We start from the raw sequence: 24,946 nt of genomic DNA on the forward strand, positions 1-24,946 counted from the left end.
ATGTGATGTCAAGCGCCGTGCCTCGTGGCCGGCGCTTTTGGGGAAATCAGAAAGCGAAGCAGGAACAACCGAACGCGCCCCAGAAACCGGCGAAATCGCTGACCGGTGCGTTCGATAATCGCGCTTTTTCATGACTGTGCGAGTGCACGGCGCAGGCGCCGACGCATTGGTGAACCTGCGCCTGCAACGGCGAGTTAGGCCGCCAGTGGCCGGGGACTTTCACCACCGGCGACCAGTCCGGCAGCACCGGAACGCTGGCCGGGCCGAGGTCTGCGAAGTCGCCGGCGGCGTAGACAATCTTGCCGCCCACCACGGTCAGTACCGACTCGATCCACTTGATCGCTTCTTCTTCGACGTGGAAAAAGTCCGCGCTCAGTGCCGCCAGATCCGCCAGTTGCCCGACCTTGATCTGGCCTTTCTTGCCCTGCTCCGAGGAGAACCAAGCGCTGCCGTGAGTGAACAGTTCCAGCGCGGTGGTGCGCGGCAAACCTTCTTCGTACAACGCCAGGCCACCGACGGTGCGCCCGCTGACCATCCAGTACAGTGACGTCCACGGGTTGTAGCTGGAAACCCGCGTCGCATCGGTGCCCGCGCCAACCGGCACACCTTCGGCGAGCATGCGTTTGATCGGCGGCGTCGCTTCGGCAGCTTTCGAACCGTAACGATCGACGAAGTATTCGCCCTGGAACGCCATACGATCCTGAATCGCGATGCCGCCGCCCAAGGCTTTCACCCGTTCGATGTTCTGCGGGGTGATGGTTTCGGCGTGGTCGAAGAACCACGGCAGACCGTTGAACGGAATGTCGCGATTGACCTTCTCGAACACGTCGAGCATGCGGCTGATCGATTCGTTGTAGGTGGCGTGCAGACGGAACGGCCAGCGCTGCTCGACGAGGTGGCGCACCACCGGTTCCAGCTCAGCCTCCATGGTTTGCGGCAGGTCCGGACGCGGTTCGAGGAAGTCTTCGAAATCCGCCGCCGAGAACACCAGCATCTCGCCGGCACCGTTGTGCCGCAGGAAGTCGTCGCCCTGATGCAACTTGACGCTGCCGGTCCAGTTCTGGAAATCGGTCAGTTCTTCTTTGGGTTTCTGGGTGAACAGGTTGTAGGCGATACGCACGGTCAACTGGTCGTCCTTGGCCAGTTGCTCGATCACCTGATAATCGTCCGGATAGTTCTGGAAACCACCGCCGGCATCGATCGCGCTGGTCAGGCCGAGGCGGTTGAGTTCACGCATGAACTGGCGGGTCGAGTTGACCTGATACTCCAGCGGCAGCTTCGGCCCCTTGGCCAGCGTCGAATAGAGAATCATCGCGTTGGGTTTGGCCACCAGCATGCCGGTCGGGTTGCCATTGGCGTCACGCACAATCTCGCCGCCCGGCGGGTTCGGCGTGTCGCGGGTGTAGCCGGCCACGCGCAGCGCCGCGCGGTTGAGCAGTGCACGGTCGTAGAGGTGCAGGACGAACACCGGGGTGTCCGGCGCCGCCTGATTGAGTTCTTCGAGGGTCGGCATGCGTTTTTCGGCGAACTGGAATTCGTTCCAGCCACCGACCACGCGCACCCATTGCGGGGTCGGTGTACGGTCGGCTTGGTCCTTGAGCATGCGCAGTGCATCGGCCAGCGACGGCACGCCTTCCCAGCGCAGTTCGAGGTTGTAGTTCAAACCGCCACGGATCAAGTGCAAGTGCGAGTCGTTGAGGCCGGGAATCACGCAGCGACCGTGCATATCGATCACTTGCGTGGCCGGGCCGCGCAGGGACATGGCTTGGGTGTCATTGCCGACGACCACGAAGCGGCCGTCCTTGATCGCCACGGCGCTGGCCAGTGGCTTGGTGCGATCGACGGTATGAAATTGACCATTGAAGAGAATCAGATCGGCGCTCATCGCAGTTCCTTCGAGAAAAAATGAATGGGATTCAGCGTGACGGGTGTTCGGCGGGTTCGACGTGGGTATGCGCTTGGCTGGCTTCCAGCCACGGCGCGAACAGACGGGTCACGCGGGGCATGAACACGTACACCACCGACAGCACGATGGTCAGGGTGATCAGGAACGTCGCAACCACGTAGTTGGAAAGCAGCGGGTGCAGCTTGAGCAGCGGCCCCCAGATCAGCGGCACCAGCAAGGTGTGCGGCAGAATCACCAGCAAGGTGATCACCGCTTGCTTCCAGCGCGGTGGCGGCGAAGCGGCATCGGCCAGCGGCGCGAACCAGAATTCATTGACGGGGGCGACCTCGGTCTGGTCGCCGTCGGCGAGCATCGGCGCGGCTTCATCGACCAGCGCCTGACGCTGCGGCGATTCCAGCCACTGCTGCATCGCCTCGGTCGAGCAAAAGCGCAGCACGCAGGTGTAAGTGTCGAGCCCGGCGAGCTTGCCGCGCACCACGTCCACCCCCAAGTGCCCTTCGCGCTGCCCCGCGACCCGGACGATATTGCGTAGCCACGCTTCATACGCCGACTCAAAGCCGGCCTTGACCCGGTGCTTGACGATCAGCGTGACAGTCTCATCGGACCCCGGTGCTTTTGGACTCAGGACTTCAGGCATAACGCAACACTCCGGGCAAACGAACAGAAATCGCCAGCCGTCCCGGCCCGGCGATAAACACAGTGGTAAACAGGATCAACAGCAACCAGCCGAACTGCCCCTCAGCCACACTCCATTGCGGATGCACAACCAACAGCGCCACCAGCAGCACAAACAGAATAGGCAAGCACACCAATCTCACCAGTAACCCGGCGACGATCAGTAATGGACAGAGGACTTCGGCGAAGATCGCCAGACACAAGGTCAGGTGGGCGCCGAGATGAAAAGGATCTTCGATCAGCGCCAATTGCGCGGTGAAGTCGAGCAACTTGGGCAAACCGTGCACCCACAGCAGAAACAACCCGCCGCTGACCCGCAGAAACAGCAAACCGACGTCGCGCGCCCGTTCATCATTGTGTATCGCGCTCATGCCCCGACCCTTGAAATGTCATTGGCCTGAATAATGCCGATGCCGGGCGCGGGGAAATTGGATGGATGTGCTCTCTTTCTTTCACCTAAAACCCCTGTGGGAGCGAGCCTGCTCGCGATAGCGGTGTGTCATTCAACAGGGATGTCGACTGACCGGGCGCCATCGCGAGCAGGCTCGCTCCCACATGGGGGGGGGGAACTGTGTTGTTTCGTCAGACCGAGGGGATATCCAGCGACACCGACATGAACTGACTGATCCGCGACCGCAACCACTTCTCCGCCGGGTCGTTGTCATGCACCCCGCTCCAGGCCATCGACAACTGCGCCGCCTCGATAGGAAACGGTGGATCTTCTGCGCGCAAGGCACAGCCCTCGACCAGAGCGCACGCGGCATAGTCCGGGACGGTGGCGATCATTTCGGTGCCGGCGAGCAAGGCGCGCAAGCCGCTGAACTGCGGCACGCCGAGGACTACACGGCGAGTGCGGCCCAGCTTGGCCAGGTCCAGATCGATGTTGCCGCTCAAATCACCGGAAAACGACACCATCGCGTGCGGGCGTTCGCAGTATTCATCCAGTGTCAGCGGCCCCGGACGATCGTCACCGCGCAGGACTTTGCAGGGAATGTCGCGCAGTTTCTTGCGCTTGGCGTTGGCGGGCAGATCGGTGGTGTAGCTGACACCCACCGAGATTTCCCCGGACGCCAGCAGCGCCGGCATCAGCAGGTAATTGGCGCGGCGCACCACCACGACAATCCCCGGTGCTTCTTGCTGAAGCTTGCGCAACAACGGCGGAAACAGGCCGAATTCGGCATCGTCCGACAGGCCGATGCGGAACACGTCGCAACTGCTCGCCGGTTCAAATTCCTTGGCGCGGCTGACGGCCCCGGAAATGACGTCCATCGCCGGTTGCAGCTCCTTGAGAATCGCCAGGGCGCGGGCTGTCGGTTCCATGCTGCGACCGTTGCGCAGCAGCAACGGGTCATCGAACAGATCGCGCAGACGGCCGAGCGCCGCACTCACGGCGGGTTGGCCCATGAACAGTTTCTCGGCGACGCGGGTCAGGTTCTTTTCGAACATCAGCGCTTCGAAAATCACCAACAGGTTCATGTCGACGCGACGCAGATCGTTACGGTTCATCGGCTCGTGTTCCTTGCTTGGAAGTTTTGTTCAGTCAGGTGCGAGAGCGCCGTAATTTACTCGATCAACGGTACTTTGGCCGCGCGTTTGTAAGGGCCGTATTCCACCGGCGCCCATTGGAAGTGCTTATCGATGGCGGTGATGTGACCGATCCCCGGAAACGGCAGGTGTGCGGCGCTCACCCAGGTTTTGCTGGCGGCCGCAGCGCTGAACACAGCGTTACGGCTTTTGATCGCCTGCTGACCGTTGACGTCAAAACTGATCGACACTTCAGGGTGGTCGAACTGCACGGCGAGGTTGTGCACCAGGTCACCCATGAACACGATGCTCTGGTTCTGAGAAGTGAAACGGTAGGTGGTGCTGCCTGGGGTGTGCCCGCTTTCAAGTGCAGCCTCGACCACACCTGGCAGCGGCGACTGCCCCGGCGTGAAGGTCTTGAAGCGGCCCGCGGCCACGTAGGGTGCGGTCGAATCCTGAGCGATCCTGAAGAATTCTTTCGCCCCGGCCGGGGCTTTGGCCAACGCCTGCGGATCGAGCCAATAGTCGGCCTCAGCCTTGGCTGCATAGACTGTGGCATTGGCGAAAACCGGTTTTTGCTCAGCGTCGACCAGTCCGCAAACGTGGTCCAGATGCAGGTGCGTCAGCAGAATGGTATCGACCTGTTCTGGTTGGTAGCCCGCAGCCTGCATGTTCGCCGAAAGTTGGCCGGCGGTAGCGCCAATGCACTGCCCGGCACCGGTGTCGACCAGGATCAACTGCTTGCCGGTGTTGACCAGAAAAGCGTTAAACGCCGTTTGCACGCCCGGGGTTTCAATCGAACGGCGAGCGAGCAATGCACGGATCTGCCCCTGACTCATGCCCTGAAGCAATTTGGGTGACAGATCGTTATAACCGTCGAACAGTGCCGTCACTTCATAGTCGCCCAGCGCCAAACGAAAGTAGCCGGGGGCCTGCGTACCGACCTGCGGCGCCTGTGCCAGAGCACTTGTGGCCGCCAGCGCGAGCGCCAATCCGAGTGTGCCCCACGTAGCGTGTAACGAACCTGTCATGCCAATCCCCTTGCTTGATCGATCTTCGACGGCACTGAACGTGCGCCTCTAATAGTAGCCATCCTCGCCGATCCGCCGCGTCGCCGACTTGCAGCGATGTGCTGAGTTCAACGTTTCGCGGCGCAATTAACAACGTTTAACTCGTCAGCCTTCCGGTCCCGTCGAACAATGAAACCCTCTGCGCAACATTGTTTTTTTGACCTGAGGGGAAAGTACCGAGCGTGCCTTCCCCCCCGACACGGACATTGGCCATGGCTCACTTACAACAAACAGTCGCCCTCGCCCCCGCCAGCGAATCTCGCACACCGCGCATCGGCGGCCTCAGTCCGCAGCGCGAACGGCGGGTCAAACAGTTGATCCTCGATCGCCTCGGTGAAAGCCTGGAAGTCACCGAACTGGCAGAGGCATGTTCGTTGTCACGCAGTCATTTTTCCCGGGCATTCAAGTGCAGCACCGGACTCTCGCCACAAGACTGGATCCGCACCCAGCGCATCGCCCGCGCCAAGCAGTTGATCCAGCTCACGCACTTGAGCCTGACGCAGATCAGCCTGGAATGCGGCTTCTGTGATCAGGCGCACTTCTGCCACATCTTCACCCGCAGCGAAGGGATCAGCCCGTTCGCCTGGCGCTGCCGTGAGGTGCCGGAGATGAAACTCAAGAGGTCGCAAGCTTCGGCATTGCCGCTCGGCATGCGTCTGGCGGTGTAACCACTGTTGCCCACGACGCTCTATTGATCCGCCTTCACTTGTGTCGCAAACGCTGCGCCACTTGCGCCACTCGCTCGCCCAGATGTGCCGCCGTGCGCCGGTCTTCGAGCGGCGGAGCCTGCTCGGGTGTCTGTTCGACATTGGATTGGGACATGGCACCGAGCGAGCTGCCCAGACGATTCAAATGCCCATCAAAGAACCCGGCCGCCGAACGCGCCGGGAGCAAGTCGAGACCGACCCAGATCATTGAATGTTGCGCGGCAAACACCGCAAGTTGCAGCAGCGTATTGAGCTTGTCGCCGCACAGGCTGCCGGAATTGGTGAACCCGGCGGCCACCTTGTCGCGCCACGGCTTGGCCAGATAGAACGCCGCGCTGGCCTCCATGAACTGCTTGAACCCCGCCGACGCGCTGCCCATGTAGGTCGGCGCGCCGAAGATGATCGCATCGGCGCGGTGCAACTCATCCCAATAGAGTTCGACTTCCTCTACCGTCACCAACCGACAGGTACTGCCCAGGTGTCGCTCGACGCCCTGCGCCACTGCTTCAGCCATGACGCGTGTATGGCCGTAGCCGCTGTGATAGACCACCACCACGTTGCTCATTGCGCCGTCCTCCGGACGTGTGCATTCCATTGCAGCCGTCAGGTCTGTGCCTGAGGTTGAACTTGTTCAAGGGATTTTTGGGGCTGGCGCAGATGCAGACGAGTTAATCGTTGTTAATTGTCTGTGGAACAGCGCGCTGATTCGAGCAGCGCAGCGGGTAAAAACAGCGGTTATGCGCAGCGTTGTACAGGTTTCCGGCAATCTGCACGTTGCACTGACGCCAAAACCTGAGGAATATGTCTGAAAACTGCGGATTAGAAGGCTTGCGTGCCGCTGACGCCGTCATCCGCCCTGCCCTCACGAAGACTTCACAAACCCTGGGCAGGATTATAAAAACATCGCAGGAGTGAGCTGTTGAGTCTTTCCCCGAATCAGGCCCTCGGTTTCGGCCCCTATCGGATTCAGCCTGGAAAACGGCTGCTGCTTGAGGGCGAGCAGCCGTTGCGTCTGGGTCGACGTGCCATGGACATTCTGCTGATCCTGCTGGCGCATGCCGGCGAAGTTGTGAGCAAGCAGCAATTGCTTGCCGGGGTCTGGCCGGACAGTGTGGTCGAAGACATCAACCTGCGGGTGCACATGGCGGCGTTGCGCAAAGCGCTGGGCGATGGTCAGGCCGGGCAGAGGTTCATCGTCACCGTTGCGCAGCGCGGCTACAGTTTTGTCGCACCGATCGCGGTGCAATCGATCGAACAACCCACCTGCGCCGAAACCGGCACCCGGCATAACCTGCCGCTGCGCCGCACGCGAATGATCGGCCGGCAGCCGCTGGTCGACAACCTGATCAGGCAGTTGCCGCGCAAGCGTTGCATCACGCTGGTCGGTCCTGGCGGCATCGGCAAAACCACCGTAGCCCTGCGCGTTGCCGAGCAGATGATCGGCCACTATCAGGACGGCATCAGGCTGCTGGACCTGACGCCCATCAACGACGCCCGGATGATCTGCTCGCATTTGGCGGCCCTGTTGGACGTGGTGTTGCATGACAATGAGCCGCTGACCAGTCTGGTCAACGTCCTGCGCAAGCGACAGATGCTGCTGGTGATCGACAATTGCGAACACCTGATCGACGCCGTGGCCCTGCTCAGCGAGCGCATTTTGCGCGGTGCACCGCATGTGCACATTCTGGCCACCAGTCGCGAGAGCCTGCGGGCCGAAGGCGAATATGTGCAGCGCCTTGAGTCCCTTGATTACCCACCGCCGATTGCTGCGCTCGATCGCACGCAGGCACTGAGTTTTTCTGCACTGCAACTGTTTGCCGAACGCGCTTTGGCCGCTCACGAGGGCTTTGAACTCAGCGACGCCGAGTTGCCCGATGCCATTGAAATCTGCCGACGTCTGGACGGCATTCCGCTTGCCCTCGAGCTGGCGGCGGCGCAGGTTGGCGGGCTCGGCCTGCACGGCCTGCTCAGCCAGCTCCAGGGCCGTTTACCGGCACTGGCCACCGGCACTCAGAGCAGCGTGGAGCGCCACCTCACCCTGCGCGCCACGCTGGACTGGAGCTTCAACCTGCTCACCGACTGTGAACAGACCTGCCTGCGTCGGCTCGGCGTTTTTCGCGGTGGTTTTACGCTGGAGTCTGCCGCCGCCGTGATCGTTGGTCAGCACATCAAGCCCGCAGAGGTGTTCGGCTCAATCACGCAACTGGTCGCCAAGTCGTTACTCAACGTCGAAGTCGGTGATGAAGAGGTGTTCTATCGGTTGCTCGACACCACCCGCCGCTACGCGCTGGAAAAACTCGACCAGTGCGGCGAACTCGCCGAAACCCGTGAACGCCACGCTGAACGCTGTCTGGCGCTGATGTATCAGGGGCAGACTGACTGGGAGAACACCTCAACCGCCCTATGGATCGAACGCTATGCGCGCGGTCTGGAAGACTTGCGTGCGGCGCTCGACTGGAGCCTGAACGGTGCCGGCCCCAACGATGTGGGCATTTATCTGGCCGCGACCTCGGCCCCGCTGTGGCAAGAGTTGTCGCTGCTCAAGGAGTACGGCGGTTACGTGCGTCGGGCACTGGCCGTGCTCGATAACGCTGCCGAACCCTGCCCGCGAGTGAAAATCGCTCTGAAGCTGGCGCTCGGCAGCGCCTGCTACCACACCTGGGGTGGTACCCCGGAAACCATCGCGGCGTTCGTCGACGCCCACACGCTGGCGCTAGAGCACGACGATGTGGCCGGGCAACTGCGTGCGGTGTCCGGGCATATGGCGGTCAACCTTAGCTGTGGCCACTATCGATTGGCGCTTGAACAGAGCGAGCAATTCGATCGACTTGGCCTGCACGGCGACCCGCAGTTGTCGCTGAGTACCCATCGCCTGCGCGTGTTGGCACTGCATTATGCCGGCGACCAGCAGCAGGCGCGGCTGCATGCCGAACAGGTGATTCAGCGCATGGCGCAAAGCGGCAATCCCAACCGCTTCACCCATGGCTTCGGCGTGCAGTACGACCAGAGCGTCGCCTCACTGACGGTGCTTGCCCGGGTGTTGTGGCTGCAAGGTTTTCCGGAACAAGCATGGCGCACGGCCCGGCAGGCGTTGGACATCGCCGTGCAAATCAACCATGGCACCTCGATCTGCTACACCCTGGCATTGGCCAGTTGCCTGATCGCTCATTACAACGGTGACCAACCGAACGCCCGTGCTTTGTTGCATCTGTTGCTGGAGCAGGCACAGAAGCATTCCGTATTGCTGTTCTATCAATGGGCACGGCACTACGCGCAGGTCATTGACGCCGATACCGCCGTGCCGATGCCGGCTGATGACAGCGGCCTGATCCGGGAAATCATGGTGACGCTGGACAGCGGTTTTGTTGATGACGCGTTGCTTGAACGCGCACATAGCGGTGCAGCAGGCTGGAGCACGGCAGAGATTCTGCGAGCTCGGGCTGAACGGTTGTTGATTGAAGCATCGGGTTGCCCACGCCGACGCCATCGCGAGCAAATTCGCTCCCACAGTTTCGGCGCGCTGGACAAACATCCGCAATGCACCGCCGAACCCTGTGGGAGCGGGCCGGCCCGCGAAGGCGTCAGCGCAGACACGTGCAATACCTGTCGGGCAGAGGAGGTGTTGCACCAGGCACTCGCAATCGCCCAAGCCCAAGGCGCCCTGGCCTGGGAACTGCGCAGCGCCACTTCACTGGCCCGGCTGTGGCAACGGCAAAATCGCCACCGCGAAGCGCTGGATCTGCTGAACCCGATCTATCAACGCTTCACCGAAGGCTACGCCACCCCGGACTTGCGCAAGGTGCGCGAGTTACTCGATGAGTTGGGCAGTCAATTGCGGACCTGAAACCCAACGAGTACGACTGACGTAGCGCGCATGCCGGCGCTCGTAATCGTTCGAGTCACCACTGCGCTCCAGTTGTTCGCGGGCATACCCACGGGTGGTGTTGAGCATGCGATAGCGCAACCCTGCGCTACCCCGCTCCACCGCCAGCAAGGACTTCTGCGCCAATCGCTCGATGATCAGGGCCAGCGTCGAGGGAGGCAATTGCGCGCAACTGATCACGCCCATTGCGGCGTCCATGGCAAACGCCATTTTGAACACTGACAGCCGTTGCAGCACCTGCTGTTCCTGTTCACTCAAGTGCTGATAGCTCCAGTCCAGCGCGGCTTTCAAGGTCTGATGGCGGGGCACGGCCGTACGCCGGCCCTGACTGAGCAACTGCAAACAGTTGTCGAGTTGGGACTGCAACCCGACCATCGCCAAAGCGTCGATTTGCGCCGCCGCCAGTTCAATCGCCAGCGGCAATCCATCGAGCCGTCGACAGATGTCCCGCACCGCGTTGAGGTCTTGTTTGCGCAGGGTAAAACCTTGCTGGCGGGCGCGGGCGCGACTCACAAACAACTGCACTGCCGAATAGCCCATGGTTTCTTCGACACTGCTCAACGCTGAGGACTTGGGAATGGCCAGTGGCGGCAGTTGCTGTACGGTCTCCAGACTGGCTTGCAACGCTTCGCGACTGGTGGCCAGAATCGACAGCCTTGGCGCGCTCGCCAATAAACGCTCAGCCAAAGCCTTGCTGGCCTCACGCAGATGCTCGCAGTTATCCAGCACCAACAAAGTGTGGCGGGCAGACAGCGTGGCGAGATTGGTATCGAGGGTATGCAAGAGGTGATCGAGTAACGACGTGGAATCGCTGACTATCGACAGATCCACTAACCACACGCCGTCACGAAAATGCTGTAACAGCAATTCTGCAACGCGCAACGCCACCGTGGTTTTGCCAACACCCGCAGGCCCCGTCACCGTCATCAATCGGCACAGCGGCAATTGCCGCACCATTGCGCCGACCAGTGAATCGCGACCGGTGACCGGCGTCAGCCGCACCGGCAAGTTGTGTTGCGGCGCCTGCAGGTTTTCCAGGACTTCCTGCGCGGTGCTGTCGCCCTGCACGGGAGCAACGAAGCAGTAGCCGCATTGCGGCACATTGACGATGTAGCGCTGGCCGTTCTCACCATCGCCGAGTGCCCGTCGCAGGGCGGCGATGTGCACACGCAGATTGATCTCCTCAACCACCGACGTCGGCCAGACCCGTGCAATCAAGTCCTCCTTTCTGACCACTCTGCCTGCGCGCTCGACCAGCACTTGCAGAATGTCCAGCGCACGCCCGCCCATGCGCAATGGTCGATCCCCTTCCAGGATCAACCGTTGGCGCAAATGAAAGGCATAGGGGCCGAAATACAGCACCGACGCCGCGTTCAAATCGTTGAGGCTGTTCATGCCAACTATCTTGGCAGCCTGCGATGACGGCACAACCTCCGTACAGGGCACAGCACGGACATCCGGGTGCGCCAGACGGACAGAACCGCTCTAGCTGAACTGTTCGCGGTACTGCGCAGGGGTAAGACAGAGCTTTTCAGCGAACAACGAGCGCATGTGCCGCACGCTGCCGAAGCCGCTTTTATAAGCCACGGTTTTCATCGGCAGATCGCTGGTTTCGAGCAAGTTGCGCGCGCAATCGATACGCGCACTTTGCAGAAACTCCATAGGCGTCATGCTGACGTCACGGCTGAACAAGCGCGCGAAGTGCCGCGCACTCATGTTCGCGAGCCCCGCCATGCGCTCCACGGTGAACGCTTCGTCGAGGTGTTCCAGCACGTAATTCTGCACCCGGGTGATCGGAGTCTCCTGCGGCGCGACGGCGGCCATCAATGGGCTGAACTGGGCCTGCCCGCCCTGGCGCTTCATTACCACCAGCAACACTTTGGCCACATCCTGCGCGAGTTTTTTGCCATGGTCCCGTGCGACTACGGCCAGCGCCAGATCGATGCCCGCGGTAACCCCTCCGGAAGTGATCAAATTGCGATCTTCAACGTAGATCTGGTCGGTCGTGACCGTGGCTCTCGGGAAGCCCTTGATCAGGCGTTCGGTGTAATTCCAGTGGGTGGTCACGCGAAAGCCGTCGAGTAATCCGGCATGGCCCAGCACGAAGGCGCCGGTACAGATCGAGCCATAGCGTTCGGCGCGCTGCACGGCGTCCGGCAACCAGTCGAACAGCGCCGGGAATTTCTCGTTGTAAGCACCGGGGCCGCCGGGTACCAGCAGCAAGTCATAGTGCTCACGGTCGTCTTCGACAGGCCGATCGGCGTGCACCCATAAACCATTGGAGGCGCGCAACTTGCCGCGCTCAGTGCCGAGGGTGACCAATTGATAATGTGATTCTGCTTTCAGGAAACGATTGGCCACCGAAAACACTTCCATCGGCCCGGCCATGTCGAGCAGGAGAAAATCGGGGAACAACACCATTGCCACGGTTTTCATGGGGAGACATCACTGAGATCAAAGAAAGTAAACGCATGAGACAGGTTGGACATTATGGCCAAGCGTGCGATGAGTGTCGGAAAAAGTTGCGTGAACTGCCGCGCAAAACTGTCAACCTGATTGCGACAGTCTTTCAATTTCCACCTACTTATTGCATCGAAAGGTAACCAGTAAGCTTCTCCTCACTCGGACGAATCAACGTCCCCCAAGGAGATTTCATCATGCTGACTCTTCGCAAAGCCTCCGATCGTGGCCTCGCCAATCATGGCTGGTTGAAGTCGTTCCACACCTTTTCTTTCGCCAGCTATCGCGATCCGCGGGAGCAGGGGTTTTCCGACCTGCTGGTGATCAACGATGACCGCGTTGCCGCCGGCAAAGGTTTCGGCCAGCACCCGCATCGCGACATGGAGATCTTTTCCTACGTGCTGGAAGGTGCGCTGGAGCATAAGGACACCCTGGGCACCGGTTCGGTGATCCGCCCCGGCGATGTGCAACTGATGAGTGCCGGCAGCGGCGTGGCGCACAGCGAGTTCAACCATTCGGCGACCAAGCCTGTGCACTTTCTGCAAATCTGGATCGTGCCGGACGTCGGCGGCGCCAAACCACGCTATCAACAGGAGCATTTCAGCCCGCAGAAAAAACGCGGCCGGCTGCAATTGATCATCTCGCCGGACGGCAGCGACGGCTCGCTGACCGTGCGCCAGGATGCGCGGGTCTATGCCGGGCTGTTCGATGGCAAGGAAAGCGCCACGCTGAAACTGCCGGCCAATCGCTACGCTTATGTCCACGTGGCTCGCGGCAGTGTTGAACTGAACGGTCAGCGGTTGCAGGAAGGTGACGGCGTGCGGGTTCGCGAAGAACAGGCGCTGACCTTGAACAATGGCGTGGATGCCGAGGTACTGGTGTTTGACTTGCGGCCGCAGGAGTTGCCGCAGATGCCATGAGGCAGTGCTCCAACGCGCGTAAAAACGGCCTTCTTTTGAAGGCCGTTTTTTATTGTGGCGACTCGGACGATGGCAGCTCGGCAGGCTTTGGTACGCCGACATCCTTGCCCGCCTGAACCGCCGTCAGGGTTGTTTGTATCGCAACATACAGATTGGCCTGACTGGCGAAGTAGCCACCAATGACAATGCTGACCACGCCAAATAAATGCACAGCCGTTGCCATCCAGACATTCGCCTTCACGGTACTTGCTTGTCTGAGCGCTTCTTTCGACTCTACGGCAATTGAGTCGAGGCGTTTATCGCGCTCGATCCGAATGCGTTCATTCGCTTTGTCCCTGGCTGCCTGAGCTAAAAGAAACGCATCGATCCTCCCTGATACAGCCTCCATCCGAGCATCCATCCTTGTCTCAATGGCCTCGATTCTGGCGTTGAATTCTTCACGGCTGATAGTGTTCATGGCGGGAGTGCTCTGACCTTTACTCGAAGCGTTCATGTTTTGGTATTGCTCAATTTCCCTGGCGTTCAATCCGATCCCCTTCCTTGGGTTACCGATACCTTCCCTGGTCGATCACCTGGGTGTAAGCGCTACGTCTCTCACCCAGCTGTAGAAACAATAGAGCCCTCCCCCAAAGCCCACAAGCCAGCGGATTCTGCTCGGGGTGTAGGCCTTTTCGTCAGGCAGCGTAGTTTTGCCAAAGCAGTCGTCGCACTCACTCATTCTCTGTCGCAAACACCTCGACAATTTGTTCGATTACCGCCCTCACGCGCGCGGTATGGCGCAAATCCGCGTGAGTCACCAGCCACACCTCATAGGGTTGCGGGCAACTGCGCTCCGGCCAGAGCCTGACCAAGCCATCGCGTTCGGCCATGTAAGCGGTCATTTCTCCTACACCGATTCCAGCCGCAATCGAGCGGCGCACCAAGAGGCTGGAACTGAGACTGGCGACGATTCGCCCACGATAGATGGGCTCGCTGACCAGTGTCAGGTCCTTGCGACTCTGCAAGTAAGGTTGATAGACCACCAGATCATGGCCTTCGAACGCCGTGCCCTGCTGCGGAATCCCCTTGGCGTCGATGTAGGCCTGTGAGGCGAACAACCCTACCGGCCAGCGGGCAATCCGCCGGGCGATCAGGTCGGGGTTGTCCGGTCGGGTGTTGCGCACGGCGATGTCCGCTTCGCGTTTGGCCAGACTGAGAATTTGCGTGGACGCATCCAGTTCCACGCGCACGTCCGGGTGCTGCCGGTGCAGGCGCGCGATGGCCGGGATCAGGAAGTCGATGGCCAGCGAATCAGTGGTGCTGACCCGCACGGTGCCTGTCAGGCGGTCATCCAGACCTTGGATCTGCCGCTCCAGCTCCAACGCCGAATGCTCCATTTTTTCTACGTTTTTCAGCGCCGCTTCGCCAACCGCCGTCAGCGCGTAGCCATCGGACGTACGCAAGAACAATGTGGCGCTCAGGGACTTTTCCAACGCGGTTATACGCCGCCCGACGGTGGCCTGATCCACGCCTAGAACCCGCGCCGCACCCCGTAGCGAAGACTCGCGGCAAACAGCGAGAAACACCCGTGCATCATCCCAATTCATACCGCCCCCTACCGATGCAAATATGCATCACTGCGCCGCCTAATCGCTGCGTTAAAGCAGCAACGATAGCCGATATGCTCAGCGCCATACACCTTCCCAAGGAACGCTCCCATGCGTACGTCATCTTCAGCACTAGCCATCTTCGCCGGACTTTGCGCCAGCCTGGTCAGTATTGGTCTGGCACGCTTTGCCTACACACCGCTGATTCCCGAACTGATTCAGGCGCAGTGGTTCTCCGCCAACGACGTGGTCTACCTCGGCGCGGCCAATCTGGTTGGCTATCTGATCGGCGCCCTGCTCGGTCGGCCGCTCGCACGCCAACTCGGCAACAAAAACGCCCTGCGCTTGATGATGTTGCTCGTCACCGCCGCTTTTTTTGCCTGTGCGTTTCCGTTGTCGGTGAGCTGGTTCTTCGGCTGGCGCTTGCTGTCGGGGATCACCGGTGGCGCGATCATGGTGCTGGTGGCCGCGACGGTGTTGCCCCACGTGCCAGCGTCCCGCAAAGGTTTGGCCAGCGGCGCGATCTTCCTGGGCATCGGGCTGGGCATCGCCGGCTCGGGGACCATCGTGCCACCGCTGTTGAGTCTGGGCCTGCAAGCCACCTGGTTGGGACTGGGCGCATTGTCCTTGCTGCTGACCGCGTTGAGCTGGTTTGGCTGGCCTTCTGACTTGCCGCACACGGTGGCCGCTCAATCGAACGCGGCGGTCCAGCCGACACCGCCCGGCGTGTATTTACTGTTCGCTCAATACGCTTTCATGGCCGCCGGACTGGTGCCAGCCATGGTGTTTCTGGTGGATTACGTGGCACGCGGGATCGGTGCCGGGGCACATATCGGCGCGCTGGTGTGGGTGATGTATGGCCTGGGGGCGATTGTCGGGCCGGTGAGTTATGGCTTTCTGGCGGACAAATTCGGCGCCCGGACGAGCATTCGTCTGGTCCTGGTGGTACAGGCGATTGCGCTTGGACTGCTGGCGACGTCTCACTCATTCATCGCGCTGGCGGTGCTCGCAGTGGTGCTGGGCTCATTTCCGCCCGGCATCGTGCCATTGGCCTTGGCCCGTGTGCATGAGCTGGTGCCGGAGCATCATCGCCAGCAGATCGCCTGGAGCCGGGCCACCGTGTCGTTCGCTACGTTTCAGGCGCTGGCCGGGTTTGCCTATTCAGCCGTGTTCAATGCCACGGGCGGCCATCACGCGTTGCTGTTCGTGATCGCCGCTGGCGCGATCGTGGTGGCGTTGTTGCTGGAGCAGGCGATGAACCTCTGGTACCGCACAAATCAGGGTGGGCGTGGGCCTGCTCACGCAAGTGCCCTGCCTGACAACGCTGCATTGGCTGTGCAGGCGCCTTCGCGGGCAAGCCCACTGCCACAGGGTTGCGCCGATTGACTGGAATTTTTGCACTGCACAGACCTCCCATCTACAGAACCTTCATCAGCAGGAATTGAAATGACCTTGCCCAACGAAATGACCCGCATCGAAATCACTGAACCCGGTGGCCCCGAAGTCCTGCAACCCAAACGCGTACCGCTGCCGGTGGCCGCTGAAGGTGAAGTGCTGATTCGCGTACACGCGGCCGGCATCAACCGGCCGGACGCCTTGCAGCGCGCCGGAAAGTATCCGATGAAGCCCGGCATGAACCCGATTCCCGGTCTCGAAGTGGCCGGCGAAGTGGTGGCCCTCGGCGCCGGGGTCAGCCAGTTTGCCTTGGGTGATCGAGTTTGTGCGCTGACCAATGGCGGCGGCTACGCAGAATACTGTGCAGTTCCGGCCGGCCAGACGTTGCCGATTCCCGACGGACTCGACTGGGTGCACGCCGCCGCGATCCCGGAAACCTTCTTTACCGTGTGGGCCAACCTGTTTGGCCTCGGCGGTGCCAGCCGTGGGCAACGTGTACTCATTCATGGCGGCACCAGCGGCATCGGCACTACGGCGCTGATGCTCTGCCGCGAATTTGGCATCGAAGCCTTCGCCACCGCCGGCAGTCCTGAAAAATGCGCAGCAATCAGTGAACTGGGCGGCCAGCCGATCAACTATCGCGAGCAGAATTTTGCTGAAGTGATCGCCGAGAAAACCGCTGGCCAAGGTGTCAATGTGGTTCTCGACATCATGGGTGGCTCGTACCTCAACGGCAATGTCAGCGCCTTGGCGATGGACGGGCGCGTGGTCATGCTCGGTTTCCTCGGCGGCGCCCGGGCCAACGATGTCGATCTACTGGCGATCCTCGGCAAACGCGCGGTGGTGACCGGATCGCTATTGCGTGCACGCACCACGGCGGAGAAATCCGCCATCGCCGATCAGCTGCGCGAACACGTCTGGCCGGCGCTGAACGCTGGGCGCTGCCTGCCGATGATCGACAAAGTCTACGCACTCACCGACGCAGCTCAGGGGCATGCGCACATGGAAGCCGGTGACCATATCGGCAAGATCGTCCTACAGGTGAACTGAACCGGCGCAGCATTTTGTAATTGTTGACCTCGCACGGTGGTCGAAAATATCGCGCGCAGACCGAGTCATCTGGTAAAAAGCCTTCTTTGTCTGCGTTGCGGTGAAACGTTTAATGTTCCTTTCCTTCATGACTAGACTGCGCCGTCGCCGCCTGGCGTTCGCCTGCATGGCCGCGCTGATTATCGGCGTGCCGACGAGCTGTGCCGTGCTGGAACATGCCGAGCGCAAATTGCTGTTTCGCATCGAGCCCGGTACGGCAGGTTGGTACCACGGTTTGCCGGGCAGCGTGCAGGAACTCGATCTGCAACCGAAGAGCTTCAAGGCCGGGCAGAACATCCACGCTTGGTGGTGGCCGGCGGAAAAAGCCAATGCCCCGGCGATTCTTTATCTGCACGGTGTGCGCTGGAACCTCACCGGGCAATTGTTCCGTATCGAGCAATTGCGCGCGGCGGGTTATTCGGTGCTGGCCATCGATTACCGTGGGTTCGGCAAGAGCAAGGGTGATCTGCCCTCGGAAAGCAGCGTTTACGAAGATGCGCGAGTCGCCTGGGAGCGTTTCAAACTGTTGCAGCCGGACCCGAACAAGCGCCTGATCTACGGCCACTCTCTGGGCGGTGCCGTGGCAATCGATCTGGCCGCCGAACTCGGCAAGGATGCTGCCCGTGATCACGCCGCACTCCCCGTGCGTGGGCTGGTGATCGAATCAACATTCACTTCACTGGCAGATGTGACTGCGGCCGTGGCCAATACCTCGCTGCCGGTGCGCTGGCTGCTGTCGCAGAAATTCGATTCCATCGACAAAATCGCCGACATTCATATGCCATTGCTGGTGGTGCACGGTCTGGCGGATGCGTTCGTGCCGTCGCGCTTCAGTGAGCAGTTGTTCAACGCCGCGCAACAACCCAAGCGACTGTTGCTGGTACCGGGTGCCACGCACAACAACAGCATGGCACTGGGTGGGCAGAATTATCGCAAGGCGATCGATGCATTGATGCAGAGTAAGCCGGCGCCGCGTGTAGCCGGGCCGGCCATGCTGCGCAGCGCGCAGGACTCCTAACGGTAGCCGCGAGCCTGCAAATCGAACAGTTGCGCGTAATGCCCGGCACAGGCGATCAGCTCGTCATGATCGCCCTGCTCCAGAATCTGCCCCTGCTCCAGCACAATGATGTGGTCGGCATTGCGCACGCTGGAAAACCGGTGAGAGATCAGCAGGGTCATGCGCCCTTCGGTGTGTTGACTGAAATGCTCGAACACCGCCGCCTCTGCCGCCGGATCGAGGGCTGAGGTCGGTTCATCAAGAATCAGGATGTCGGCGTCACGACGCATGTAGGCCCGGGACAAGGCAATCTTCTGCCATTGGCCGCCGGACAACTCCTGACCGCCCGCAAACCAGCGCCCCAATTGCGTTGCGTAACCCTGATCGAGGCCTTCGATAAAGGGCGCGGCCATGCCTTCGGCAGCGGCGTCCTTCCAGCGTTGCTGATCGTTGAACGCCAGCGTATCGCCGACGCCGATGTTTTCCCCGACGCTGAATTGATAGCGGATGTAATCCTGGAAAATCACCCCGATGCGCTGACGCAACGTGGTTTCCTCCCAATCCTGCAAGTCACTGCCATCGAGCAGAATCCGCCCTTGATCCGGACGGTAGAGCCGGGTCAGCAACTTGATCAGCGTGGTCTTGCCGGAGCCGTTCTCCCCCACCAGCGCCATGCTCTTCCCCGGCACCAGATGCAGGTCGATGCCTTGCAGTGCCGCACGACTCGCACCGGGGTAACGGAACCCGACGTTCTCGAAGCGCAAACCATCGCCCGGTTGCGCGCCGACGGTCAGATGACCGGTGTCGGCGAGTACCGGTTCGGCCAGGTATTCGTAAAGACTCGTCAGGTACAGGCCATCTTCGTACAACCCACTGATCGCGCTCAGACTGCTACTGACTGCGCCCTGCCCTTGCTTGAACAGCACCAGGTACATGGTCATCTGGCCCAGGCTGATATTGCCATGCACAGCATCGATCACCACCCAGGCATAGGCCAGGTAAAACGCCGCTGTACCCAGCAATCCGAGGCCGAAGCCCCAGCCATCGCGGCGCAAGGTCAATCGGCGGTCTTCGGCATAGAGCCTGGCGAACGTGTCGCGATAGCGTTGCAACAACAGCGGCGCGAAACCGAACAGCTTGACCTCTTTGATGTAGGCCTCGTGGGACAGCAGGGTTTCGATGTAATTCTGCTGGCGACTTTCCGGCGCACGCCGGGTGAACAGACGAAAAGCGTCACCGGAAAAATGCGCCTCGGCGAAGAACACCGGCAACGCGCCGACCACCAGCAACACCAGCGCCCACGGCGAAAAATGCACCAGCAGCACGCCGAAACTGATCAGCATGATCAGGTTCTGGATCAGCCCCAACGACTTCATCACCAAGGCCAATGGCCGGGTCGAGGCTTCGCGACGCACGCGCACCAGTTTGTCGTAGAACTCGGAATTCTCGAATTGCACCAGCGACAGGGTCTGTGCTTTCTCCAGAATCAGCGTGTTGACCTTCTGCCCCAGTTGCACCCGCAAGAGCGACTGCTGCACGGACAGCGCCCGTTGTGTTCCGGACAACAACGCCAACACCCCGGCCTCCAGCAACACATAACGCAACACCGGCCACAATGGCGCCGTACCGTGCTGCGCGTGCAGCTGCATCGCCGCGACCACCGCATCGACAATCCGTTGCCCCAGCCATGCCGCCAGCGCCGGCAGCAGTCCGGCAAACAACGTCGCCAGTACCAGCCCCAGGAACAAGCCGCGCGACGTGCCCCAAACCAGTCGCAAGGCCCGCTGTCCCTGGTCGAACAATGACGTGAAGCGCGATAGAACAGGCATAGGGCATTGGGCTCGGCAGAGGAAGAGACTGCGCCATGGTACTCCAGCGCCGCGATTGGATTTCCAGTGTCGGGTATTCCTCGGCATACTGCCGCGCCCGAACACCACGAAAAGGACTGAGTGTGTTATCCCGCGCCAATTTCTTCTGGTTTTACTACCCTGTCTCCTGGCTCGCTGTACTCGCACTGACACTGCACATCGCCTTTTATGACGTGTACCTGATCTCCCCCAGGGATGTCGGCGGCACTTTCATGGGTGGCATGAACGGCCCCCTGTTTGCCTCCGCGTGGATGCTGACCACAGGGGTCCTGCTGTTGAGTCTGTTACTGCGCTTGCCCGGGTCGATACCTGCCTGTATCGCCGCAGGACTTTTGCCACTGGGTATAGGCACTTGGTGGCTGATCAATTATCCGGACGACGCAGAGCAGCAGATCTACAGCATCACCCCGCATGAAATCGGCAGCACAATGTTCATCGGCGCTGCTCTCCTTGCCCTTGGCCTGTTTCTGCGTTCGCGGCTCAGGAACAACCGCCTTGGGTCTCGTCCTGTATTGATCGGCAAAGCCATCGTAGCCACCCTGATCGCCATTGTGTTTATCGGTGCGCCCATCCGGATCGCAATGCAGCTTTCATTGCCCAACTGTGCATTCGACAAGGATGGACATCAATTGACGATATGTCTGAGTGATGAAGACGAACGCTTTATTGTCGATTGAATGTCAGAACACTGCGCCGTGCTAAGACGTGCACTTTTCATGAGAAAAACGTCTGGAAGACTTCGCACTTCCCGGCGTCCAACGCTCTGCTACGTTTTCACCGCCCATCGCGGAACCCGGCGAACGGTCGCCACTCTCCGCGTCTGACCACTGGGAGCAGAGACATGAGAATCAACCCGTACCTGATCTTCAACGGCGACTGCCGCGAAGCCTTCACGTTCTACGAGCAAGCCTTGCAAGGGAAACTTGAGGCCATGATGACCTTCGGCGAAACGCCGGCCGCCGAGCATGTGCCGAAAGAGCATCACCATCTGATCATTCACACGTCACTGCAAGTCGGCGATCAGTCGATCATGGCCTCGGACACTACGCCCGACCGGCCGACTCAGGGCATGAGCGGATGCTCGATTTCACTGAATGTCGACAGCATCGCTGAAGCCGAACGGGTATTTAACGCATTGGCCAAGGACGGGCGCGTCGACATGCCACTGGAAGCAACCTTCTGGGCCGCACGCTTCGGCATGCTGGTAGATCGTTTTGGCGTGTCGTGGATGGTCAATTGCGAAAGTGAAAAATAACGCTGGCGGTTCGTCAGGCATGAAAAAGCCCAACCGGTTCAGGTTGGGCTTTTTGTTCAGCGCTGGGCCAATTCGTGTCTGACGCATTGCTCGTAATAGGTCTGCTTGACCGCCGCCGGTTTGAGCTTCGAGGCGCTGTTGTAGGTCTGCTCGGTAATGCCCATGGCGGTCATGCGCATCCACGGTTGCTGGAATTTGCGCACCTGCAATTGTTTACGCGCGCCATACAAAGATATCCCTGACAGCTTGGATTGTTGCGCGCCGGCGGCAATATCCGATCCCCAGGCACAGGCAAAGCGATGGCTTTTGCTTAACTCTTTTGCCTGGACTCCCGAGGCAAGAACAGCCAGGGAAAGCGTTGCAACGGCTATGACAATCGTCCGCATAGAGCCAACCTAACCTTTTGAAAAAAGGCGATTTTGCCGACGAAGCAGTCACTCGGGGGCCAGCAATTTGCCGCTTTTTGGCAATATTCGGCTACAAAAAAAGGGACAGCGCGATGTCATGATGAAATCCCGCTGTCCCGTTGCATTTGTCAGATCGCACTGACCTCAACCCTTAAACGATCTGGCCCCTCCTCCCGACATTCGACGCTGATCGGCAAAAACTGCTCGATGACGGCGATGTTGCTGTGCAGATGCTCGGTCATGCGCGGCGTGGTAAACGATCCACCACCGGCCAGCGCCATCGGCAACAACAATTGATCAGCGAGGTGTTCGGCCACCGCCGCACCGCTGTGCAACCAGTCCGCCGCCTGGTTGATCGCCGCGTCTGCGACCTTCTCCGCCCGGAGTGAAACCTGACCAAATGCGCTGAACACTTCAGTGACATGCTCAAATGCGTATTCCAGCAACAGCACGTTGCCCGGCCCACGCGCCGGATCGAGCGTGACCTGCTGCAATGCGTCCGCCGGCAGACTCAAACGCTTGGACACTCGATCAAGCTCACGCTCGGCGACAACCGGTGCAAGCCCTGCCGTCAGCGCCGAAGCCTGGGACGAAATGGCCGCGCCTCGCTCACACAAGTCCATTCGGACAAGCGCTGACGGCTGCACCCTTGCCTCGATCTCACCGCCCCCTGCCGGTACAAAACCGTGTCGCAGCAGATCCAGCTCAATGTTGGCGCCCATGCGCCGCAGCAATGGCAACCAACTGCGGGTCAGGAAATCCGTCGGCGGTGCCAGCGGATTATGAGTACCGCCGCTGATCCGCACCCGACTCGCCTCGGGTGCGCGCAACAACGCAGGCAACAGCGTTTGCAACACCAGCGTGCAACTTCCAGCCGTGCCAATCGCGAACTGGTAATCGCCGCCGCGAATCGCTCCCGGCTCGAAACTCAATGCCTGCGAACCCAACTCCGCACCCAGGGTCTTGGCGCCACACACCTCGGCCGCCGCCAGCACCGCCGTCAAATGCTGACGCAACAGTCCCGGACGGCTGCGTCTGGCGCGAATCTGCTTAATGCGAAATGCCCGGCCTGTCACCATCGACAGGCTCAAGGCACTGCGTAACACCTGACCGCCACCGATGGCGCCGTCCAGTTCAATCACTTCCTGTTTCATTGCAATCCTTATGCGTACAACCCGACGGTATCCCTGAGGTACTGGTCCAGCCGACGCGAGTTTTCCTGAGTTCTTTTTAATGCAGGCACTTCGCGCTCAAGCTCAGCAGCGATGAACCCGTGCAGCGCCGAACGCCGTGGCCCGTAGGCGCTCTCGTCGGCATTGCGTTTAAGCGCAAGCAGTTCGTCGACTTCATCGAGCAATGCGCGATCATCGACCGTGGTCAGCAGATCGGCGAAGGTCATTGGTGGCCGGCCGCGGCCCTGATCGATCCAGCGCACCGCCAGCAGCGGCCGTAGCACGTAGAAGTACTTTTTGAACCGCACGGTTTCGCCTTGCAGGTAGCCGCGAAAGTTCTTCTTTGCCATCGACAGATAATGGCTACGGGCGGCCGGCGGGCTATAGAACGCCTCCGCCAATTCGCGCAGTTGCCCCACCGCTGCCGTTTCGCTGCGATACACCAAGGGCGAATCGAGCCACTCCAGCAGCGTCGGATTGGACTTGCGCAGCAACCCGAGGGTCTTGCGCAGCTCCCAGCCACTGACGTCGAGTTCGTCGTCCAGCGGTCGCTCGATCACGTCTCGCGGGGTGTCGACCTGAACAAACCAGTCAGGCTTCTCCACGTACACAAACCGTACGTCGTAATCACTGTCGGTCGAGGCAAAGCCCCAGGCCCGACTTCCAGACTCACAGGCATACAACACCGTAACGTTGCGCTCGCGTTCTATGCGCGCCAACTCTTCCAGCACCCGTGCGCGCATCGTGCTGCACAGCGGGTGGCGCTCTTCGAATTCCATGACATCTTTTCCTTTTAACCTTTGACGCACACCACCTGACGCAGGGTGTGCAGCACTTCCACCAGCTCACGCTGGGCGTGCATGACTTTGTCGATGTCCTTGTAGGCCATCGGAATTTCGTCGATCACCGCTTCATCCTTACGGCACTCCACATGAGCGGTGGCGCGGATCTGATCTTCGACGGTGAAGGTGTTCTTCGCCTTGGTGCGACTCATGGTGCGACCGGCGCCGTGGCTGCAGGAGCTGAACGACTCTTCGTTGCCCAGACCGCGGACAATGAAACTCTTGGCGCCCATCGAACCCGGAATAATCCCCAGCTCGCCCTTCTTCGCCGACACCGCACCTTTGCGGGTGACCAGAATGTCTTCGCCGAAATGCCGCTCTTTCTGCACGTAGTTGTGGTGGCAGTTGACCGCCTCCAACGCCACTTCGAACGGCTTGCGGATGATCTGCCGCGTCGCCTGAATCACCGCTCGCATCATCAACTCACGGTTCTGTTTGGCGAAGTCCTGCGCCCAGCCCACTGCCTCCACGTAATCATCAAAGTGCTGACTGCCTTCTTCGAAGTACGCCAGGTCGCGGTCCGGCAGGTTGGCGATGTGCTGACGCATATCCGCCTGGGCCATTTGAATGAACAGGTTGCCGATGGCGTTCCCGACACCGCGTGAACCGCTGTGCAACATGAACCAGACGCGGTTTGCTTCATCCAGGCACACTTCGATGAAGTGGTTGCCGCTGCCCAAAGTGCCCAGATGCCCGCGGTTGTTGGTGTTGGCCAGTTTCGGATACTTGTCGGTGATCAACTTGAACCGCGGATGCAATACCGCCCATGCCTGATCGGCCTGCTGCGGAATCTCGTCCCAGGCGCCCTTGTCACGCCGCGACCGGGGTGAACTGCGGCCGTGTGGCACCGCTTGCTCGATGGCACTGCGCAGACCGAGCAGATTGTCCGGCAGATCAGCGGCAGTCAGCGATGTTCGCGCCGCGATCATGCCGCAACCGATGTCCACGCCGACCGCAGCCGGAATGATCGCGCCAACCGTTGGAATCACGCTGCCGATGGTCGAGCCCTTGCCCAGATGCACGTCCGGCATGACCGCCAGATGCTTGAAGATGAACGGCATCTTCGCGGTGTTCATCAACTGCTCGCGTGCCTCGTTTTCCACCGGGACGCCTTCGGTCCAGAGCTTGATCGGCTTGCCGTTAGCGACTTCGAGCAGTTGGTAGGTATGTTCTTTCATTTCTCTATTCTT

General features: G+C 60.4%; 23 protein-coding genes. 8 read left to right on the forward strand and 15 right to left on the reverse strand.

The annotated features are described in order from the left end of the window. Nucleotides 1-46 precede the first annotated feature (46 nt). From ACIONG_RS11220 to ACIONG_RS11240, 5 genes are all read right to left on the reverse strand, one after another. Nucleotides 47-1,885 (reverse strand): amidohydrolase, encoded by a 1,839-nt coding sequence (locus tag ACIONG_RS11220; protein WP_103304930.1) that lies wholly within the window; start codon nt 1,883-1,885, stop codon nt 47-49. A gap of 31 nt (nt 1,886-1,916) precedes the next feature. Beyond that, nucleotides 1,917-2,543 (reverse strand): antibiotic biosynthesis monooxygenase, encoded by a 627-nt coding sequence (locus tag ACIONG_RS11225; RefSeq protein ID WP_401299228.1) that lies wholly within the window; start codon nt 2,541-2,543, stop codon nt 1,917-1,919. Next, nucleotides 2,536-2,952 carry a DoxX family protein gene (locus ACIONG_RS11230; protein ID WP_401299230.1) on the reverse strand — a complete coding sequence of 139 codons (417 nt, stop codon included), beginning with the start codon at nt 2,950-2,952 and terminating at the stop codon, nt 2,536-2,538. The genes ACIONG_RS11225 and ACIONG_RS11230 overlap by 8 nt, the downstream gene beginning before the upstream one ends. Before the next feature lie 211 nt (nt 2,953-3,163). Then, nucleotides 3,164-4,087, reverse strand: coding sequence for a LysR family transcriptional regulator (locus ACIONG_RS11235; RefSeq protein WP_103304927.1), 924 nt, complete (start codon nt 4,085-4,087; stop codon nt 3,164-3,166). A gap of 56 nt (nt 4,088-4,143) precedes the next feature. After that, nucleotides 4,144-5,136, reverse strand: a complete 993-nt coding sequence (locus ACIONG_RS11240; RefSeq protein WP_103304926.1) for an MBL fold metallo-hydrolase — start codon at nt 5,134-5,136, stop codon at nt 4,144-4,146. A gap of 251 nt (nt 5,137-5,387) precedes the next feature. On the opposite strand from ACIONG_RS11240, the gene ACIONG_RS11245 reads away from it, so the two are divergent. Further along, nucleotides 5,388-5,843 (forward strand): helix-turn-helix domain-containing protein, encoded by a 456-nt coding sequence (locus tag ACIONG_RS11245; RefSeq protein WP_213028179.1) that lies wholly within the window; start codon nt 5,388-5,390, stop codon nt 5,841-5,843. Nucleotides 5,844-5,877: 34 nt separating this feature from the next. Here ACIONG_RS11245 and ACIONG_RS11250 read toward each other — a convergent pair whose 3' ends face one another. Then, nucleotides 5,878-6,447: a flavodoxin family protein gene (locus tag ACIONG_RS11250; protein WP_401299288.1), complete on the reverse strand. Its 570-nt coding sequence runs from the start codon at nt 6,445-6,447 to the stop codon at nt 5,878-5,880. 354 nt (nt 6,448-6,801) lie between these two features. On the opposite strand from ACIONG_RS11250, the gene ACIONG_RS11255 reads away from it, so the two are divergent. Continuing rightward, on the forward strand, nt 6,802-9,726 hold the full coding sequence (locus ACIONG_RS11255) for an ATP-binding protein (protein WP_401299235.1): 2,925 nt from the start codon (nt 6,802-6,804) through the stop codon (nt 9,724-9,726). On the opposite strand, the gene ACIONG_RS11260 is transcribed toward ACIONG_RS11255, so the two are convergent. Both ACIONG_RS11260 and ACIONG_RS11265 read right to left on the reverse strand, forming a co-directional pair. Further along, nucleotides 9,691-11,160: an ATP-binding protein gene (locus ACIONG_RS11260; protein WP_401299238.1), complete on the reverse strand. Its 1,470-nt coding sequence runs from the start codon at nt 11,158-11,160 to the stop codon at nt 9,691-9,693. The two genes, ACIONG_RS11255 and ACIONG_RS11260, sit on opposite strands and share 36 nt — an antisense overlap. 90 nt (nt 11,161-11,250) lie before the next feature. Then, nucleotides 11,251-12,201 carry a GlxA family transcriptional regulator gene (locus tag ACIONG_RS11265; protein WP_401299241.1) on the reverse strand — a complete coding sequence of 317 codons (951 nt, stop codon included), beginning with the start codon at nt 12,199-12,201 and terminating at the stop codon, nt 11,251-11,253. Nucleotides 12,202-12,422: 221 nt separating this feature from the next. Between ACIONG_RS11265 and ACIONG_RS11270 the strand changes: the two genes are divergently transcribed. Then, the gene (locus ACIONG_RS11270; RefSeq protein WP_213028176.1) at nt 12,423-13,145 is read left to right on the forward strand and encodes a pirin family protein; all 723 of its coding nucleotides are present in this window, start codon (nt 12,423-12,425) and stop codon (nt 13,143-13,145) included. A 49-nt stretch (nt 13,146-13,194) separates the two neighbouring features. Here ACIONG_RS11270 and ACIONG_RS11275 read toward each other — a convergent pair whose 3' ends face one another. Next, the gene (locus tag ACIONG_RS11275; protein WP_249412115.1) at nt 13,195-13,671 is read right to left on the reverse strand and encodes a hypothetical protein; all 477 of its coding nucleotides are present in this window, start codon (nt 13,669-13,671) and stop codon (nt 13,195-13,197) included. A 184-nt stretch (nt 13,672-13,855) separates the two neighbouring features. Further along, the gene (locus tag ACIONG_RS11280) at nt 13,856-14,731 is read right to left on the reverse strand and encodes a LysR family transcriptional regulator (RefSeq protein ID WP_103304919.1); all 876 of its coding nucleotides are present in this window, start codon (nt 14,729-14,731) and stop codon (nt 13,856-13,858) included. A gap of 111 nt (nt 14,732-14,842) precedes the next feature. Between ACIONG_RS11280 and ACIONG_RS11285 the strand changes: the two genes are divergently transcribed. The 3 genes from ACIONG_RS11285 (at nt 14,843) to ACIONG_RS11295 (ending at nt 18,233) form a co-directional block, all read left to right on the forward strand. Beyond that, nucleotides 14,843-16,117, forward strand: a complete 1,275-nt coding sequence (locus ACIONG_RS11285; protein WP_213028174.1) for a YbfB/YjiJ family MFS transporter — start codon at nt 14,843-14,845, stop codon at nt 16,115-16,117. Between the two features lie 60 nt (nt 16,118-16,177). Next, entirely contained in the window at nt 16,178-17,176 is a 999-nt protein-coding gene (locus tag ACIONG_RS11290) for an NAD(P)H-quinone oxidoreductase (RefSeq protein WP_401299246.1), read from the forward strand. Nucleotides 17,177-17,288: 112 nt separating this feature from the next. Then, nucleotides 17,289-18,233 carry an alpha/beta hydrolase gene (locus ACIONG_RS11295; protein ID WP_213028172.1) on the forward strand — a complete coding sequence of 315 codons (945 nt, stop codon included), beginning with the start codon at nt 17,289-17,291 and terminating at the stop codon, nt 18,231-18,233. Here the strand turns inward: ACIONG_RS11295 and ACIONG_RS11300 are convergent. Then, nucleotides 18,230-20,041: an ABC transporter ATP-binding protein gene (locus ACIONG_RS11300; protein ID WP_401299249.1), complete on the reverse strand. Its 1,812-nt coding sequence runs from the start codon at nt 20,039-20,041 to the stop codon at nt 18,230-18,232. The two genes, ACIONG_RS11295 and ACIONG_RS11300, sit on opposite strands and share 4 nt — an antisense overlap. Before the next feature lie 35 nt (nt 20,042-20,076). Between ACIONG_RS11300 and ACIONG_RS11305 the strand changes: the two genes are divergently transcribed. Together ACIONG_RS11305 and ACIONG_RS11310 are read left to right on the forward strand one after the other, a co-directional pair. Continuing rightward, nucleotides 20,077-20,757, forward strand: coding sequence for a hypothetical protein (locus tag ACIONG_RS11305; protein ID WP_401299252.1), 681 nt, complete (start codon nt 20,077-20,079; stop codon nt 20,755-20,757). A 164-nt stretch (nt 20,758-20,921) separates the two neighbouring features. Next, nucleotides 20,922-21,335, forward strand: a complete 414-nt coding sequence (locus ACIONG_RS11310; RefSeq protein ID WP_103304913.1) for a VOC family protein — start codon at nt 20,922-20,924, stop codon at nt 21,333-21,335. 56 nt (nt 21,336-21,391) lie between these two features. On the opposite strand, the gene ACIONG_RS11315 is transcribed toward ACIONG_RS11310, so the two are convergent. The 4 genes from ACIONG_RS11315 to ACIONG_RS11330 form a co-directional block, all read right to left on the reverse strand. Next, nucleotides 21,392-21,721 (reverse strand): hypothetical protein, encoded by a 330-nt coding sequence (locus ACIONG_RS11315; protein ID WP_213028170.1) that lies wholly within the window; start codon nt 21,719-21,721, stop codon nt 21,392-21,394. A 149-nt stretch (nt 21,722-21,870) separates the two neighbouring features. Further along, a complete protein-coding gene (gene rtcA / locus ACIONG_RS11320; protein ID WP_401299255.1) occupies nt 21,871-22,896 on the reverse strand; it encodes an RNA 3'-terminal phosphate cyclase in 1,026 nt (341 codons plus the stop codon). Nucleotides 22,897-22,904: 8 nt separating this feature from the next. Beyond that, nucleotides 22,905-23,693 carry a nucleotidyltransferase domain-containing protein gene (locus ACIONG_RS11325; RefSeq protein WP_103304910.1) on the reverse strand — a complete coding sequence of 263 codons (789 nt, stop codon included), beginning with the start codon at nt 23,691-23,693 and terminating at the stop codon, nt 22,905-22,907. A gap of 14 nt (nt 23,694-23,707) precedes the next feature. Beyond that, entirely contained in the window at nt 23,708-24,934 is a 1,227-nt protein-coding gene (locus ACIONG_RS11330) for an RtcB family protein (RefSeq protein WP_401299258.1), read from the reverse strand. Between the last annotated feature and the right edge of the window lie 12 nt (nt 24,935-24,946).

Source organism: Pseudomonas sp. NPDC087817 (assembly GCF_044742875.1).
Classification (GTDB): Bacteria; Pseudomonadota; Gammaproteobacteria; order Pseudomonadales; family Pseudomonadaceae; genus Aquipseudomonas.